Below are 17,684 nucleotides of genomic sequence, written 5' to 3'. Positions count from 1 at the left end.
CACCCCGCAAGAAGCACCAAGCTTTGCTTGGCGCACTAACGCTAAACCTTTGCCGGACGGGGTTTGCAACCCCGTCCGGAATATTTTCCGGATCGCCGCCCGCAAACGTTTCGGACGGGGTTGCAAACCCCGTCCGGCAGCCGTCCCGCATTCTTAGCCTGATGCATATGGGACTTGCACCCCGCAAGAAGCACCAAGCTTTGCTTGGCGCACTAACGCTAAACTAACCGGCGCAAAAGGGTGGAGGGAGCGATAGCGACCGGAACCCTTTTGCGTCCGAGTTCAGCGCCGGGTTAGGTCGCTTATGCGAAAATTTTTTTTCATGCAGCTGCATATTCGGTATATATTCTTTCATCAGCAGGAAAAAAACCGAGTACAATTGATTCTTTCGGAATACCTGCTGCTACCAGTTCTTCAGCTACCGGACGTGATGTTCCATCGTATTGAATCCAAATTTTATCGTCAATAATGTCAATATGTATAACCGATCCATGAACTCTGCGAACTCCATCCCACCCAATGTGCAATAGTTCATAATGATCATTTTGAGTGTCAGTTATTACTTCTGTGTCAATTTGACCATGTGAGGGTTTGTACTTTGCATAATCGTAAATTAGGTTCTTAACGATTTCACGATATTTTTCTATTGTATCCATTTTACAATCCTTTCGTTTTTATGATCAAATACTATGACTTTGATATTAAGGTTTGTAAGAATCAGTTGTCCAAAACGTTCTGAAAGAATACTTTCGTAAACTCGCAAAGGAACTGCAAGATAGAGTATGCGATTTGATTCAATTTCTGAAAGAACACTTTGATAAATGCTGTATTGACCGACAGCTATTTCCAAGTCACGAACAGGTGAAGCGCCTATGAAACTTTTTATTTCGACAGCTATTTTTTCCTTATCACGTTCAGCTGCAATTACAGTTCGTTCTGCTCCGAGATCAACATACATATCTCTGTTTCCATAAGAAAGTGTAAGAGGATCATCGGTTATTGTCCAACCTTCTTTGATAAGTGATTGAACAAAAATGTCATGGTAGAAGTCTTTTGCAGGCATATAATCACTTCCTATGTATGCTTTCAGTTTATATAGTTCTTATCAAATTCATATTACCTACTAAAATTTAAATATATTTTTACTATTTGCAATGATTTATTGTAGTCAAAAATTATTGAATGATCAACACAAAAATTTTCTTTCTATGCTATTATTGGGTTTGCGACCTAACGCAGAGTTCAGCGGCGGGCGGGTTTTCCGAGCCGTCCCGCAGCCGGTTCCGCTGCCCGTCCGCTGCAATGCCGGGTTATTTTTTTCACAAACCGTATTCTTTCGCCCACCTTTTGTTCCGAAAAGATATTTTTTTCGTCGGAAACCGTATTATTCCGCAACCCGCTGTCCCGCAAAGTTTTTATTCCGCCGGAAACCGTATTGCCTCGCAGTCCGCTGTTCCGCAAAGTTTTTATTTCGCCGGAAACCCGGACGCCCCGCAGCCCGGATGCCTTATTATGTGTCATTCCGGGCGTCTGCTCTTTCACAGAAAAAAATAACGACCAAGTTGAACGGCGGGTGCTTTTTCCGTCCGCTCAGACGCCGGATTATATTTTTCTTAATGCAGACCTGACTGATTGAATTAGCAATCATTCATAATTTCTGATTAAGTAATAACAACAGGCTGCCAATTCTCTGAAAATAGTAACTATGTCTCGTAATTCATAATAATCGGCATGAGCGCATGTGACATTTTTTATGCCGAACCTGTGAAATGCCAATCTTGTCCGGGAGATATGATGATATGAGGTGATTATTACGACTGACTTCCAATTATTGGCATTCATATATTTCTTTACATTTTTTGCGGTGTTGTAAGTATTGACCCCGTTCCTGTCGGCAATGATGCGGTTTTCCGGCACTCCCCATCTGTTCAGATATTTTTTCATCGTCAGAGCTTCGTCCATGCCTTCGACACCGATGCCGCCGCTGACAATTATTTTTTCGATCACCCGGTTTTTATAAAGTTCATATGCTTTTGTCAGTCTGCCTTCCAACCTCGGAGATAATGTGCCATCGGAATTTACTTTGTTTCCCAAAACGACCCCCACATCAGATTCTTTGTAATTATCCGAATGCCCGTCTGTTATCAGAAAGGTGATAGCAATTATCGGCAGAGACAAGATGCTGGCAATCAGTATTTTTAACTTCTTAGCAATATTTCTCATTCAAAATCCGAGCAGGGCTGACTTCAACCAATAGCTTTCTCGCTTTGTTTCATAGTAAACTTTTTTATTTACTTGAAGAAAAAGTCGGGTAGCCGGGGGATGTTGCCATCCCCAAGCCCCCTAAGAACCGTGCTTGCGCCTTTCAACGCACACGGCTCAGGCATTTCAAAGGCGATCCCTGACGGGGATGCCCGGTTGCGCTTTGTCAACCTTTGCGATACTCATTTGCATTCTTCAGGCGGTTTCCCGCAGAGAGGCGCACCGGCGGACTGAGACAGTCCCCGTCATTTGCTTTCCTCTCCGAAGAAGATTATGCAAATTGTCTCGCAAAGAAACACCGGTCGGAAGTCTGCTCACTTTCGTGCCGGGCAAATTCCGAACCCGTATCCGCACCGTTACGGCACGGCATTCGCTTTCTCCGACATCCTTTACCCGCATCCCCGTGGGCTTGCCTTGCGGTTCGCTTTCCCCGAAGGGAGAGATACGGGCTTACCATGTTTCGCACAAATACCTTACGGACAGGTTAGGTTCCGCCCTTACGCCGGTGGCACTGCATCTGCGATGAAGGAGTTATAAGCCTTCATACCTGACCACATACCTTTTTGGTCAAAGCCTGTCAGCATCTTTGGCTTCTCCTCGTAACGACGCTGTGGCGATTCACATATGTGGCATCCTTCATTTAGTAGTTTACACTTTCAGCTAAAATGAATTTTTTATGTTTTTTTTAATTCATGATAATTTTGATTATTTTTATAATATAAACAACCTATTACAAAAAAACTACAAATTTTGTAGTTAATTTTAGCTAATCATGTTTGAAGTGTGTAAAAAACTACAAAATTTGTAGATTTTACAATATCTATTTGTAAATATTACTTTTATTTAGCTACAAAATTTGTAGATTGAAAAAAAATGGACTTTTTTTCAAATCACCAAAAGTGTAAAGTACTTTTGGGCAAATATGAAGGATGCCACATATGTTAACCATACTGTCCAATCCTGGCTCCTTACCGCCCTGATGCTGGCAGAGCTGAGTTCCCCTCACGGTTTTCTCTTCCGGAACTGATCGTCCCGCAGGTTTCGTTGTCCCGGGAGCTTCGCACAAAAGAATTGCTCCTGATGCACGTCCCGGTAGGATACCGATAGCAGAATATCGGGTTAATTAATGACACTAAGTCAATATTAACAAATACTTATGCGACTTCATGTCGCACTGTAACGCAGAGTTGAGCGGCGGGGCTTTTTCCGTCCGCTCAAACGACGGGTTAGGTTGTTGTTTTAATTGCTTATAATGTCATATTCTTTTACGGATTGTTTAGATATTTTCTGAGAGCTTTTTTTAATTTTTTCTTCAACCTTGTCGAATTTATTCCTCCCTGTTGAATTCTGTTTAGTACGTCTGCCGAAGCTGGATCACGTCGATAGCAATTGCCATTATCAATCAGATTTTGAATTGTAGCAGGATTAATTTCCCGTGCCTGTTTGTAATTGATTACAGAATCATGATTGATAAAAGGATGATCTCCGCTTTGTAAAACACAAGATGTGTCGGAATTGTTACGTTGTGTTGTTACATTTACACAAAGATGGTTTCCATTCTGAGTGGGGGCGATGACTACAAACAAGTGCATATCGTTAGGAGGTGTGGATAATAAAAACGTATCGCCGATGCTTAAACCATTTGCCATTTATCTATTCCCCCTTCTGTTCAGCTTGCAAGCAGTAAATTGAAATAGTTTTCTTTCTCAATATTTTTATGAACAGCCTCTATGTCATCTTCGGTTTTTCTCAATGCTTTGAGAATATCATCAATGGAAATTGGGATTGCGCTTCCGTGCGGGTCTTGCCATTCAGGCATGTGGTGGGTTATTTCAGATAATTTCCACACATTGATATGGCCGAATGTTTTATAGATTGTCTCAATAATTTTTTCCTCTTCTTCGCAAAGCTCATCATCCCCTGGATCATCAAGCAATGTAACACAATAATCACTTGGCGATGAAATATGATTGAACCATGGATTGTCGGGGTCACGTTCAGGACCGTGATTGATCAGGTCGTAAACTTTGCTCAGAACCGGGCCATAATTCATTGAAACATACTTATCTCCGGTTATTGTCTCATCCATTAATTTCAAAGCCGCTTTGTCTGCAAGGTAAAGCAGTTTTATCAATTTAATATATTTCATAGGCTTTTCACCATTCATTTTTAAAAAAAGAGCAGCCGTCTGAACTGTTTTTATGGGGTCGTAATTGAATTCCATTTTACACCTCCGTTTTATTTTTGAAAACAATTTACTCAGAAACGACACCTTGCGCCAACTATCCTTAGAGGCACATATTTTTATTTTTACAATATTTGAAGCAGGTTTAAAAAAACAGTCTTGAAATTCAGGGCTAAGTTACTGAAAATACAAGTTCTGATCTTTGAAACCGAAATATCAGAGCAAACACGCCTATCTGCTTTGCTCAAATAAGATGTCGTTTTTGAGAATTTAGGATACCAAAGAAATCGTTTTTTGCAAATAGTGGAAAATTTCAAACCTGTTTTCTACTGTCTATTCTTCTTATTTTATTTGATATATAAACAACCATAGAGGTAGGACAGCCAGTTACCCGACTGCCCCCTCACAGACCCCTGCGTGCGGAATTACCGCACAAGGTTCCTCAGAGTTACTCGCTCTGGCGCTCCGCTAAAGCGGTTTTTGCTATTCTCCGCAGTGAGGTTTGCTCCGCTTGTCCGATTCGACATGATCGGGCGTAGTTTCCTTTGCGGACTGCGTAACCCTGTCCGCCCCTTCCCCATGTGACCGGCGTTACCGTCTCAGAGTACTATGAGCAGATATGACTCCCTGAAAGTCGTCGGCGAGCCTCCATTTTTCGTGTCGGACACGCCTGCCTGATGCCTTTCCCCATTCTCCAGTTCAAGACGGGGTTCCTCACCCCTTGTCATCAGGAACTGACAGGGTCTCCCAAGTTCCTGTGTGCCTCTCTTCATACATGCCACGCCCTGATGACACCGGCAGACCCTCCGGAATCTCGCCCGATCAACGCTGAAGCAAGCTTCGCAGAGATACTTACGATTCCTTTGTATTGGCTTCCGTCACGTTAAAAACGTCGCCGTCTGCATTTTTACTTATTACGGTGCTGTACCATGCTTCAGGGGAGCGCCGTTCCCCCTGTGGCCTATATGATTCCCTGTGTACGCTTCGCCCGGGTCGTTCGACGGTATGTCTGTCCTAACCGGACGCAACACTCGGTACAGGTGGCTGGCCAGACCTTACCTGACGGGGACTTGCACCCCGCAAGAAGCACCAAGCTTTGCTTGGCGCACTAACGACCAAGCTCACCGGCAGCGGGGGCTTTGGCGAACAACTTCCTAAAAAGACCCGCCCCCGCTGTCCGGTGCAGCGACTGGTTATTTTTCAAATTCTGAAGGTTTCAGTTCTCAGAACCCGCCAGCACCCTGAGAATATAAATCACCTTCGCCAAATCCGCTTTTTCCTCAGAACCTCCCTCACACGCTCCGGCGGCTCCCAGGAGCATTGTTTCTGTGTCTGTTGCGCCTTTGTCGTCTGTGATGGTCAGCGTCACATCATAAAATCCGTTTTGCAGACCCGTCAGCAGCGGCGTGACACCTTCGGCTGTCCTGTCGAGAGCTGAATCTCCGTGAAACGCCAACTGCCACTGATAGGACATGATGGAACCGTCAGGGTCGGATGACTGACTCGCATCAAGCGTGACTTCATCGAAAACCACCTGTTCGGAAACAGGCAGCCGGGCAGCGGGCATCTGATTAACACCGCCGGTATGCTTCAGATCATGATGAAACATGGGCCACGGAGAATTTGCCAAGCCGCCTGAGCTGCTGTTTATGGCATAAAGGTTGCGATCACTTGATACTACATAAACGGTGCCGTCTTCGCCTATCGCTGGCGAAGAATCAATAATACCTCCGGCTTGAAAAGCCCATTTCTGCGTTCCGTCCGGATTCACAGCATAAAAATTGTCACTTTCTGCTGATCCCATATAAATCGTTCCATCCGCCCCGATCGCCGGCGTAGTCTTTATATAGCCTCCGATTTGAAAAGTCCAATTCTGCATGCCGTCAGGACTCACTGCGTAAAGATTGCCATCGTTTGATCCAGCATAAATCGTGCCGTCCGATCCAATCGCCGGAGAAAAAGCTTGTACATATTTCGGGGTTCGAAATTCCCATTTTTTTGTGCCGTCAGGATTCACTGCAAGAATGTCGCTGTCTGATCCCATATAAATCGTACCGTCAGAGCCAATTGCCATGGAAGTTATAGTACCCGGGGCATTGAAAGCATTGGAAGCCCATTTTTGTGTGCCGTCCGGATTCACTGCATAAAGATTGTCATCGTGTGATACCACATAAATCGTGCCGTCTGCCCCAATCACTGGCGAATACCACGCATAGCTTCCGGTTTCAAAAGCCCATTTTTGCGTTCCGTCCGGGTTCACTGCATAAAGGTTGTAATCGCTTGATCCCACATAAATCGTGCCATCATAGCCAATCGCCGGCGAAGACCGCACCGCGCCTCCGGTTTGAAAAGTCCATTTTTGCGTGCCGTCCGGATTCACAGCATAAAGGTTGTGATCGTCTGATCCCATATAAATCGTACCATCCGAGCCAATCGCCATCGATCCACCCCAACTGTCTGGATATTGAAAAGTCCATTTTTGTGTGCCGTCCGGATTCACTGCATAAAGATAGCCGTTGTATCCTCCCACATAGATCGTGCCGTCCGATCCGATTGCCGGCGCAGTGCAACCGCCTCCGGTTTTAAAAGCCCACTTTTGTGTGCCGTCCTGTGCTGTCGCTGTCACAGGAAACAGCATTGCTCCAATGACAAGAATAAGCCCCAACAATTTTCCCCAGCCTTTTTTGAAAAAACCACTCATTGCGTTACTTTCTCCTTACCTTTAAGAAAAATAACCATGGATTATCAGGAAAACAGGGTTTCCATATATAGACACCGGGTTTCCATATATGGAAACAAGTTTCTACATATAGAAACTTTTAAGATTTCTATATATAGAAACTTTCCCTCTTTCCTGTCCTGACCATACAAAGTGTCTATATTTAGAAACTTTAAGGTGTCTATATTTAGAAACAAGTTTCTATATATGGAAACTTGTTTCCAAATGTGGAAACCTTCAGAGTTTCTATATATAGACACTTTTTTGTTTTTCTGCTCCGACCATACAAAGTTTCTAAATATAGAAATTTTGAATTCTGCAAAATAGCCTATATAGCCGTCTTTTACTTTTTCATATACTGCCGTTAATTTGATTTTTATATTATTCACCTATTTTTTTCGGCTTTCATTTCACGGCATTATCTGTGGTATTCCAAATAGCAAAATAATATAATTACTGGTAGCCAGTCAATGCGGGATTCGGAATTGAAATTTGGAATTTATTTGGAAATTGGAATTTATTTGAGATTTGGAATTTATAATTTGTTATTTCCGGTTTATCCGGCTTGGCGTGGGAAGAGATGATTTGTGGATTGGTGGAGATGAGGGGACTCGAACCCCCGACCTCAGCAATGCGAATGCTGCGCTCTCCCAAAACTGAGCTACATCCCCACAAGGTGTTTTTTCACTTACCGAATTATAAACAATAAGTCAATCCCAAAAATCACATTTTTAATAAATTTAAAAAAATGATCCGCACATCCCGCATTCCAGAGCGTTCCGATATGATTGCTATATGCCTGGAATTTATTTATATTACGCCAAAAACCCCTGCGACCGTCTGTTTCATTTTTTTCAGCCTCTTATGTTGGGGGAAAACGCTTGTCAATTTGTTTATCTGAGTCTGACTGAAAAATTTTCATTATCACTCGATGATCAAGTTTTTTGACCCAATTCGAACAAAAAGCTTGTCATTCCTGTGAAAGCAGGAATCCGTTTTTGGCTGATGCAACATTCCGGGAACTGTGGATTCCTGCTTTCGCAGGAATGACAGGAAAAACTTGAAGATTGAGTATCAGCATTTTTAATAAACACCACAAATCTGAATCGTCTCTTTACAAAACACGGACTTTAAAGTATCACCCTTTTAAAACCCATGGGGTCATAAGTTATCACAACATACTGAAATCATAAATACCGGCAACACCAGTATAACATTCAGAAAACGGACCATTCCGATTCGTTGCCCAGTTGTGCTTCAAAAATTTGGCAAAACTTATGACTTTCCGATTAAATCATATTATTTGTACGGAGGAAAACAATGAATCACAAGCTCATATTAAATGATGCCTTTAAAAAATTCACCTTTGATCAGGATAAAATATTACCCCCCCAAGAGACTGTCAAGCGGTTCAGGGAAAAATTAAAAGCCCTGGACCTTGATATTTTGGAATATACCGTAAGAATTGACAACGGGAGATTAGGTATTCCGGTTTATTTCAGCAGCTGCGGCAAGGATGCAATGGCAGTCACCGGAACCAAAAAGCAGATGGGAAAGGGCGGAACCCCTGAACAGGCCGAGGCCAGCGCTGTGATGGAACTGGTTGAACGATTCAGTTTTTTCAGCTTCAGCCAAAACCCGGAAAACTTTTTTGTGGAAAAATATCGTAACTTGAAAGATAAAGCCATTCCTTTTCATATGATTGCCCGATCAGTGCATGATGATTCCGAAGACTTGGAAATTACCCAAAAAATATTTGAAGAGCTTCCTCTGAGATGGACATGGGGCTATAATCTCACCCGGGATGAAGCGGTCCTGATTCCGTTTGACTGGTTCTTCACCATTAATGAATTCAATGGCCCGTCCGCGGGGAACTGTCCCGAAGAAGCGCTGAGTCAGGGTATCTGTGAGGTCGTGGAACGGCATGTTTCCTCTGTCATCAGCCAGAACCAGATGAAAACGCCGTTAATCAATGCAAACTCGGCCACGGATCCGCTGATTACGGAAATGATAGAAAAATACAGAAATATAGGCATAAAATTCTGGCTTTCGGATTTTTCCCTTGATATGGGAATTCCCACCGTGGGGATTCTGGCTTATGACCCTTCGACTTTCCCGGAAAAAAGCGAGATCGTCTGGACAGCAGGCACAACCCCTGATCCGAAAAAGGCGTTAAGCCGGGCACTTACCGAAGCAGCGCAACTGGCCGGTGATTTTAACACGGGGTCCAATTATGTGGCAAGCGGGCTTCCCAAGTTCACAAATATTGAGGAGGCCGAATTTGTAACCAACCCCGGAAATGAAACTGATATCACAGACCTTCCGGATATTTCGGATAATAATATAAAAACCGAGGTTCGGAACTGCATTGCGGCCCTGGAAAAAAAAGGAATGGAAGTCTTTACGATAAATATCACGCATCCTTTGCTGGAAATCCCTGCCTTCTATACCATTATACCGGGGGCATATTTCAGAGAACGTGCTTTGGGAACCAGCGTGGGAATGTTTTCCGCCAAACTGATCACCGAAAACAGTACTCCTGAACAAGCCATCCCGGAACTTAAAAAAATAGAACAGATGCTTCCCGGAAAATACTATATTAAATTCTATATCGGGTCATGTTACCTGTCCATGAATGACCTGGAAACGGCCCTGAAATATTTTGATCAGGCCCGCGGACTTGATCCGAATGAGCAGGATATCCCCAGCATTTATTCTTATATGGGGGTCTGCCTGAAAGAGATGGGGGAATACCGACGCGCCCTTGACATACTCACAGAGGGAGAGAAATTTGATACGGAACGAACAGATATCCCTAACTTGATGGGATTTTGTCATTTCAAACTCAGAGAACATGAAAAAGCCATAGAATGTTTTCAAAAAGTGATTCAGCTTGATCCGACATCGGCCATTGATTATGCAAACATTGCCTCAAATTATCGGGATATGGGAGAAAAGGAAAAAGCAATTGAATATTATATGATGGCGCTGACCATAGACCCCTCAATAGACTTTGCCAAAGAAAATCTTCATAAGTTACAGCAGACAGCGTAAGTACCTGAGCAAAAGTTTTTTACAGATATTTTTTGGATGTGTCCCACCTTTTACACATCCGAAAAAATTAGCCACAAAGACACAAAGACACAAAGGAACCACAAAGAGACTTCGTGAAACTTCGTAGCTTCGTGTCTTCGTGGCAAAAAAAATGGCAGGTTCCGCTTTTCACACATCCGAAAAAATCAGCCGCAAAGACACAAAGACACAAAGGAACCACAAAGAGACTTCGTGAAACTTCGTGCCTTCGTGTCTTCGTGGCAAAAAAAATGGCAGGTTCCGCTTTTCACACATCCGAAAAAATCACCCGCAAAGTCACAAAGACACAAAGGAACCACAAAGAGACTTCGTGAAACTTCGTGCCTTCGTGTCTTCGTGGCAAAAAAAATGGCAGGTTCCGCTTTTCACACATCCGAAAAAATCACCCGCAAAGTCACAAAGACACAAAGGAACCACAAAGAGACTTCGTGAAACTTCGTAGCTTCGTGTCTTCGTGGCAAAAAAAATGGCCGGTTCCGCTTTTCACACATCCGAAAAAATCAGCCACAAAGACACAAAGGAACCGCAAAGAGACTTCGTGAAACTTCGTAGCTTCGTGTCTTCGTGGCAAAAAAAATGGCAGGTTCCGCTTTTCACACATCCGAAAAAATCAGCCGCAAAGCCACAAATAGTCTGCGGGACTGATTGCGCCCTGTATAAAAAAATCTGTCTGAACAGAGAATATTTCTACCCTCGAATACTCCCTCCACCCTATTGACTTATCCCACTGTTTTATGAAATGAAAGTATTGAAACATCCGATAAAATACTATTATTTTCTCAAAAAAATATAAGGCTGTTGCTTACATTCCTGTTTCAGATGAGATTTATCCCCGACAGAAACAACTACGAATAAAATCAAGCCTGCATTAAGAGAAAAACTAACTAATTAATATTTATCATTTATCAAAAACACTAGGGAACAGAGTGTAAATAATTTATCCGGTTGGTTGTAATGAGTAACAGAGGGTCATATGTCCTGTACTTTCCTTTCCGGCGCGGCAGAACAAACATCATGTCAGCCAGAAGAGAAGCTGCTCTGCCAGATGCGGATGCTTTATTCAGATATCACACACCTGAATCGGTTCAGAGATTTTTTTTAAGGATTTCCCAATAAATAAATTACTCAGTTCTTATTTGTGAGAATACAGATTTATCCACGGGCATTGTGCGATATCTGTTATGGTTAAAAGTGTTTCTACAGATCAGAAATGAATATTTATAATGTTATAAAGCAATACCAGAAAGTTATATTTAATATCCGATGAAAATGAAAATAAAAATGAAAATAAAAATTTTGGTAACTTATTTTAATAAAATACTTTACCTTTTGGGAGATATTCTATGAATTTCTGTGTGAGTTTGATTACTGTGGGTTTAGCAGGCATCAGTATTTCAGCATATATTTTCTTTAAGGTGCCCGGATCATATACATCCTTTATGTCCGTAGTGCTGTCTTACGCACTTTCTTTATTAATCACGTTCATTATTACAAGAAAAGAGACGGAAAGAGAATATAACGGAAAAATGGACTGCTTAAAAAGGACATATAAGAAAAAAATACATCAGCTAAAAAAGGAACATGATACGACAACCCTTGAAAAAACCATCCGGGACGGCACACAGACCCTCATTAAAAACGCTTTGGAATATTTCAAGCTTGAAAATATTAAAAAAGAGATGGAAAAGACTGCTGCGATAGAAAACTTGCAGCTTGACAAATACGGCCAGATCATAGACTTACTGGCCGAGTTTTCTCTTATTCTTCCGGATATCAAAGAAAATCAGGAAATTGTTCAACAGGAAATCAAGCATCAGATCACCATCTATAAAATAGATGAAAACCCTTTTGCCCTGTTTTTACAGCGAATAATGGATAACTATGTGATCACAGTCAAAAAAAAAATAAAGGAAAAAACAGAGCTGAGTATGTCAGCAAATATGAAAAGATGTCCTGAATGTACAAAATGGGTCTTGCCAAATGCCAGAATTTGTAAACACTGCGGAGTCATTCTCGGAGGGTTGTCTGCCATTCCTCTGACAAGTGAATCAGATTGGCTCAGAAAGGGCCAGACCTTATACCGTGCTGGTAATTTTCAAGAAGCATTAAGTCTCTTCAGCAATGCAATTGACTTAAATCCGAAATCAAAACTGGCTTATTATTATCGCGGAATCATTCATAAAAAACTTGGCAATCATCCGCGTTCCGTGAATGATCTCACGGCTGCGGCCCAGCTGGGTCATAAAAATGCACAGGAGCTTCTGAGGTCAATGATGATCAATACCCAGGAATGGAAAGCAGCGATAAATGAGGAAGCTAAAATAGGGGGATAGCGCCGACGCGCGGAGATTTCCTGAAATGACGTGAGGCGGCAGCTCTTAGGCGTTTGTAAATTTGTTCAGCATATGGCCATTCCGGAGTGCCGAACTTACAGTTTGGCAAAGGTGGCGAAGTTTCCGGGTATGAAATATGCTGCCAAACTGTAAGTTTGGCACTCCGGACCTTCTGTTTCTGATCACCATACAGACTTCAGAAGTCCTTTCGGACGAAATGTCAAAACAATAACCACTGCCACATAAGGAAATACTATGGCAAACTGGGGCCACACAAGAATTCCCACAGAATCGGTCAGGCCAAAAATCAGTGCGCCCAGCAATGCGCCCCATATATTTCCCAGTCCCCCGATAATGACAATCAGAAACGCTTCGATGATAATCGAATGATCCATGCCCTGGGTGATATTCTGTGTCGGAGCAACCAGTGCGCCGCCAAGACCGGCAAGAAAGCATCCGATAACGAACACTTCGGCAAACACCCAGCTCACGTTGATGCCGATTGCCCCGACCATTTCTCTGTCAACGGCTGCCGCACGGGAAATTTTGCCGATCTTTGTCTTATTGGTCAGAAGCCATAACCCCAGTGCCACTAAGGGACCAATGACAAGGAGGAAAAGATTATACCGGGGGAAAGGGAGTCCGAAAACTGAAACAGACCCTTGGAATATCTCCGGCGGGGACAGGGAGCGATAGTCTGACCCCCACACAATTTTTACCACATCGCCGAATACAAGCATAAATGAGAACGTGAACAAGAGCAACATCAGATGTTCTCTTTCATAGAGATGGCAAAAAAGCCCCCGTTCCATGATGAAGCTGATCAGGGCCACGCTCAACGGGGCTAAGATCATCGCCAGCCAGAAGCCGGTCGGGCCGCCGCCAAAGAATGTGGAAATTGAATAAGTCAGAAACGCGCCGATCATATAGAGAGAGCCGTGGGAAATATTCGGAATTCTGAGAACCCCGAGAACCAGGCTCAGACCGGAAGCAACAATAAACAAAATTGTTGTTCTGCTCAGACCGACCAGCAGTTGCTGGCACAGTGCTATAAATGTTATGTTTGATGTAAATTCCATAGGTTGATACAGTTTGAAAAGTTTTTTTAATGTGATGTGCAGTTTTTAACAGGGACGGACGGACACGGATTCTCATCACCCGGGGTTTTGCCCCGGACTGTAATAAATCGCCCTTTCAGGGCGTTTTCCGAAAATTTTCGATCTGCTGAGACTTCCGAAGTTTTTGAAACTTCGGAAGTCTGATCTGAACGCACGGAAATATTATTCAGACACAGTTTCACCAATCAGCCATACGCCATCATTTGCACCGTGCCTTTTTGATTTCCTCAATGGTCGGCATGACCACATCACCGGGGATGGTGACAATATCTGTGGCCATGAGGAACTCATGTTCCGGTGATTTTTTAGTCAGCCCCATGAACATGGGAAACATGACCTGATGATCATAGGCCCGCATCTTCAGGGGACCCACGGGACTGTCAACACTCATGCCTTCAAGCGCGTCAATGAATTTTTCAGTATCAGCCTTACCTGCTTTTTCATAAGCTTTTGCAATAAACGTGGCCGTGATATAGCCGTACAGAGCGCCGACTTTAGGGTATCTGCCATAAGCATCTTTGAAATCTTTGGCAAATGCCTTGTTTTCGGGCGTGTCCGGGAAATAAAAATGGTAGTTTGAGGTTCCGATAACCCCTTCCGGGGCTTCAGAGCCAAGTGGCATCAGAGTAGATAACTCCGTGGCCGTGTGCATATAGAAAGGGACCTGTTTGTTAAACCCTGTGGCCCGGGCTGCCTTCAGAAACGGCACACAATCCCGTCCCCCTGTGGCCACGATCACCGCGTCCGGTTTTGCGGAAAGAATGGCTGTGATATAGGGGGTGAAATCCGGCTCTCCCACCTTCCACCAGGATTCACCCAGCTTTTGGACATCCGGCTTCAGTTGTTTCAGATTCTTCCAAACACCGTCAGCAATGGCATGACCATATTCATAATCATCACCGGCAATCCAGTATCTGACATATGGATGTTTTGCCAGCCCCGCGGCCCCTGCTTTTCCTGCCATTATCGTGTTTTCATTCATGGAAAAAACGTAACGGTGTCCTTTTTCCCCGGTAATCTTTGCGCTTTTTGAAAACGTGACAAGAAAAGGGATTTTTTCTTTTTTGGCCAGATCGGAAATTCCCAGCGCAAGACTGCTGTTGATGGTTCCCATAAGGATATCCACCTCTTCCCTCATAATCAGCTCTTTTGCCGCACTCAGTCCGATATCCACTTTAAATTTGCTGTCCCGTGTGACAAACTCAATTTTTCTGCCAAGAACGCCGCCTTTTTCATTGATTTTATCTGTTGCCAGTTTGAACGCATCCCGGACATCATTGGTATATGTGCTGGGGGGACCGCTGTAACAATCCACAATCCCTACTTTTATCGCCTTAGCCGCATGGACCGGGGTTCCGATGAAAAACAAAACAAACCCCGCTGTCAGACAAATGATCAGCCAATAAAATTTTTTCATAAAAATTCCTTTCTGTTATACTTTATCAGAAATAAACACTCATGAAAAAGCCGGGTTTTTCGCCCCCGGTCATGAAAATATTTTCATATAAAAAACCCGGCTTTTCAGAATGTATTTTCACGGTAAAATAAAAAATAATAATTAATTTTTGTGTATATAAGGAAACCAAGAGATTATGTCAAGTATTAAGCCATTAAATAAACAATATATATTTTATAAACTGAATTCATGTTTTCTGAAAACCGATTGGCCTTCGACAAGTTCAGGGCACTGCCTTATTTTCGGCAGGCACATCACGGCGTTCCCTGAGCTTGTCGAAGGGAGGAAGGGAAGGGCAATGCTGCTGACTCAGGCAGTTCCGAAAGGATCCGGAGTGCAAAAATTATATTTTTTCGCCTGCGAAAAAGCATTTTTCGCACTCCGGAGAAAACACCGGAAAATCCGCTTACGCTTAAGTCAACAGTATTGGGAGGGAACAACAGATGGAAAAAATAATAGCAAAAAATGAATTCTTTAAAGCGCTTAGATCAGGACAACCGCTTTCACAACGAATGGATGGCAGAAAAAAGAATCCCTCTGCCGGAGAAGGGGAATATTGCCACCTGGAAATACTCTTTCCGCCCCATTGAATTATTCCCTTGCTTTATGAAATAAATACCTTGTAAATATGTCCTTCTGACCTATTTTTAAAAAAATAGGAGTGATAATTAATGAAAGTCCGATGCCTGAAATGTGAAACTGTCTATAACGTCCCAGACTCGAAGATTCCTGAGAAGGGCGCTTATGTGCGATGTATTAAGTGTAACAGTCGTTTTTTTTTAAAAAAGAAATCCCAGACAAAGATTGATCCGCAAGAAAAGCAGGAAGACACTCAGAAAGATTGTCAGAGAATATGTAAAAATTGCGAACGTAAGATAGGCAGACTTGAGACTCCGCATGTACATAACAGTTATATTATCTGTTCTGAATGCTATCAGAAACTGAAAACCTCTGTCGGGAAGGAAAAAATATCAGCAAATTCAAGGGAAAATCATAAAACAAAGTCCCAAAAGGACACCGGTGCAAAGTCTGTTTCCGGTTTCCGCTCTTACGGGCTGATGAATTCCTTTTTCAGCCTGTTTTCAAAAGACCTGGCCATTGATCTTGGCACTGCGAACACCCTTGTTTACATGAAACGAAAAGGTATTGTCCTTGATGAGCCTTCAGTGATTGCGTTATACACAGATAACAGGATGGAGCGGCGGATTCTGGCGGTTGGAAAGGACGCGAAAAAAATGCTGGGCAAGACACCTGCGAATATCAAAGCCATTCGTCCCATGCGGGACGGAGTGATTGCTGATTTTGAAGCAGCAGGAGCCATGCTGAAGCATTTTATAAGAAAAGCGCGTGACGGAGCCACATTTTTCAGACCGCGGGTTATTATTGCAATTCCCTTCGGAATTACCCCGGTTGAAAAGCGTGCGGTCAGACAGGCCGCTCAACAGGCCGGTGCCCGGGAAGTCTTCCTCATTGAAGAACCCATGGCCGCGGCAATCGGAGCGAATCTCGCAGTTACCGAACCCCGATGCAATATGGTGGTTGATATCGGCGGCGGCACCACAGAAGTCGCGGTGATCTCTCTTGCCGGTATTGTTTCCAGCAAATCGCTCAGGGTGGCCGGTGATAAGATGGATGATGCCATTATCCGATATCTTAAAAAAAAATATAATTTTATCATTGGCGAAAAAACAGCTGAAAAAATTAAGCAGACAATTGGGAACGCATATCCTGAGGCTAAAATTTCCGAAGTCATGGAAGTCAAAGGCTGGGACCTTTTGTTGGGAAAACCCAGAATTTTCTCTGTTGATTCCGAGGAAATCCGGGAGGCAATATTCGATCAGATAAATGCCATTCTTGAAACAATAAAACTGGTTCTGGACCGCACTCCCCAGGAACTGGCTTCGGATGTTGTCAAAAGCGGAATTGTATTAACCGGCGGTGTCGCGTTGTTAAAGAATCTGGACAAATTTCTCAGCGAGGAAACCGGCCTTCCCATAACAATCGCGGATAATCCTTTATCAACAGTGGCGATTGGTTCGGGCAAAGCCCTTGACAGTATTGAACTTCTTGACAAGGTTATCATTAGTTAGATTTATTTTTTGGATATTATGCCAATTGCGAAAAATAATCCGTCGGTTCAATCCGTGTATGTCTGCGACGCAAAGAATGGTATGAATGTTTTTTAAGAATACGGTTTTCGCAATGGCTGTGATTTAAAAAAAATTAAGGCGTGAGGTGTAAATAAGTTCCCCCAGGCATTGTATTAAGAGTATAAAACTCCGTTCTGAACTCAGCAGAGAAAAGATGACTGAAAATTCAGGCAAAGTTCCTAACTCAGCGTTCAGACGGTTTGTGCAAAAACGGAGAATTTCGCATAAATAACAAACCGCCCGGACACGGAACGACGACTTTTTCCAGCTGCTGAAATTGTCTTTCTGACGGATCAGATAAGACCATAAATAACCAGAGGAGAATTGCTCCTCTCAGGGAAAATCTTATTTACCCTACCCTTTCTGAA

The 17,684-nt window shown here is 43.2% G+C and carries 16 protein-coding genes and 1 tRNA gene; 6 read left to right on the top strand and 11 right to left on the bottom strand.

From position 1 onward, the window contains the following. Positions 1-320: 320 nt before the first annotated feature. From dnm_RS03125 to dnm_RS03110, 4 genes are all read right to left on the bottom strand, one after another. Positions 321-656, bottom strand: a complete 336-nt coding sequence (locus dnm_RS03125; RefSeq protein ID WP_207681266.1) for a XisI protein — start codon at positions 654-656, stop codon at positions 321-323. Beyond that, positions 644-1,063, bottom strand: a complete 420-nt coding sequence (locus tag dnm_RS03120; RefSeq protein ID WP_207681265.1) for an element excision factor XisH family protein — start codon at positions 1,061-1,063, stop codon at positions 644-646. The genes dnm_RS03125 and dnm_RS03120 overlap by 13 nt, the downstream gene beginning before the upstream one ends. Positions 1,064-1,242: 179 nt before the next feature. Then, positions 1,243-1,521 carry a hypothetical protein gene (locus tag dnm_RS03115; protein ID WP_207681264.1) on the bottom strand — a complete coding sequence of 93 codons (279 nt, stop codon included), beginning with the start codon at positions 1,519-1,521 and terminating at the stop codon, positions 1,243-1,245. Between the two features lie 123 nt (positions 1,522-1,644). Beyond that, the gene (locus tag dnm_RS03110; protein ID WP_207681263.1) at positions 1,645-2,223 is read right to left on the bottom strand and encodes a YdcF family protein; all 579 of its coding nucleotides are present in this window, start codon (positions 2,221-2,223) and stop codon (positions 1,645-1,647) included. 319 nt (positions 2,224-2,542) lie between these two features. Here dnm_RS03110 and dnm_RS03105 point away from each other — a divergent pair, with 319 nt between their 5' ends. Beyond that, on the top strand, positions 2,543-2,788 hold the full coding sequence (locus tag dnm_RS03105; protein WP_207681262.1) for a hypothetical protein: 246 nt from the start codon (positions 2,543-2,545) through the stop codon (positions 2,786-2,788). 739 nt (positions 2,789-3,527) lie between these two features. Here dnm_RS03105 and dnm_RS03100 read toward each other — a convergent pair. From dnm_RS03100 to dnm_RS03080, 5 genes are all read right to left on the bottom strand, one after another. Further along, the gene (locus dnm_RS03100; RefSeq protein ID WP_207681261.1) at positions 3,528-3,911 is read right to left on the bottom strand and encodes a hypothetical protein; all 384 of its coding nucleotides are present in this window, start codon (positions 3,909-3,911) and stop codon (positions 3,528-3,530) included. Between the two features lie 20 nt (positions 3,912-3,931). Further along, a complete protein-coding gene (locus tag dnm_RS03095) occupies positions 3,932-4,486 on the bottom strand; it encodes a Panacea domain-containing protein (protein WP_207681260.1) in 555 nt (184 codons plus the stop codon). Positions 4,487-5,046: 560 nt separating this feature from the next. Beyond that, on the bottom strand, positions 5,047-5,220 hold the full coding sequence (locus tag dnm_RS03090; protein ID WP_207681259.1) for a hypothetical protein: 174 nt from the start codon (positions 5,218-5,220) through the stop codon (positions 5,047-5,049). 443 nt (positions 5,221-5,663) lie between these two features. Then, positions 5,664-7,148 (bottom strand): outer membrane protein assembly factor BamB family protein, encoded by a 1,485-nt coding sequence (locus dnm_RS03085; protein ID WP_207681258.1) that lies wholly within the window; start codon positions 7,146-7,148, stop codon positions 5,664-5,666. A 611-nt stretch (positions 7,149-7,759) separates the two neighbouring features. Next, positions 7,760-7,837, bottom strand: a tRNA-Ala gene (locus dnm_RS03080). 649 nt (positions 7,838-8,486) lie between these two features. Here dnm_RS03080 and dnm_RS03075 point away from each other — a divergent pair. The 3 genes from dnm_RS03075 (at position 8,487) to dnm_RS03065 (ending at position 12,592) form a co-directional block, all read left to right on the top strand. Next, on the top strand, positions 8,487-10,220 hold the full coding sequence (locus dnm_RS03075) for a YcaO-like family protein (protein WP_207681257.1): 1,734 nt from the start codon (positions 8,487-8,489) through the stop codon (positions 10,218-10,220). A 113-nt stretch (positions 10,221-10,333) separates the two neighbouring features. Continuing rightward, complete coding sequence (locus tag dnm_RS03070; protein ID WP_207681256.1) at positions 10,334-10,573, top strand: hypothetical protein; 240 nt, start codon at positions 10,334-10,336, stop codon at positions 10,571-10,573. Positions 10,574-11,785: 1,212 nt separating this feature from the next. Next, complete coding sequence (locus dnm_RS03065; RefSeq protein WP_207681255.1) at positions 11,786-12,592, top strand: tetratricopeptide repeat protein; 807 nt, start codon at positions 11,786-11,788, stop codon at positions 12,590-12,592. A 182-nt stretch (positions 12,593-12,774) separates the two neighbouring features. Here dnm_RS03065 and dnm_RS03060 read toward each other — a convergent pair whose 3' ends face one another. Both dnm_RS03060 and dnm_RS03055 read right to left on the bottom strand, forming a co-directional pair. Beyond that, on the bottom strand, positions 12,775-13,671 hold the full coding sequence (locus dnm_RS03060; RefSeq protein ID WP_207681254.1) for a branched-chain amino acid ABC transporter permease: 897 nt from the start codon (positions 13,669-13,671) through the stop codon (positions 12,775-12,777). Between the two features lie 238 nt (positions 13,672-13,909). After that, the gene (locus dnm_RS03055; RefSeq protein WP_207681253.1) at positions 13,910-15,127 is read right to left on the bottom strand and encodes an ABC transporter substrate-binding protein; all 1,218 of its coding nucleotides are present in this window, start codon (positions 15,125-15,127) and stop codon (positions 13,910-13,912) included. 482 nt (positions 15,128-15,609) lie between these two features. On the opposite strand from dnm_RS03055, the gene dnm_RS03050 reads away from it, so the two are divergent. After that, positions 15,610-15,756: a hypothetical protein gene (locus dnm_RS03050; protein WP_207681252.1), complete on the top strand. Its 147-nt coding sequence runs from the start codon at positions 15,610-15,612 to the stop codon at positions 15,754-15,756. Positions 15,757-15,837: 81 nt separating this feature from the next. Further along, entirely contained in the window at positions 15,838-17,256 is a 1,419-nt protein-coding gene (mreB, locus tag dnm_RS03045) for a rod shape-determining protein MreB (protein WP_207681251.1), read from the top strand. Positions 17,257-17,684: the final 428 nt, after the last annotated feature.

Source organism: Desulfonema magnum, from assembly GCF_017377395.1.
In the GTDB taxonomy this organism is placed as follows: Bacteria; Desulfobacterota; Desulfobacteria; order Desulfobacterales; family 4be13; genus Desulfonema_C; species Desulfonema_C magnum.
This window is presented reverse-complemented; position numbering and strand designations above follow the sequence as displayed.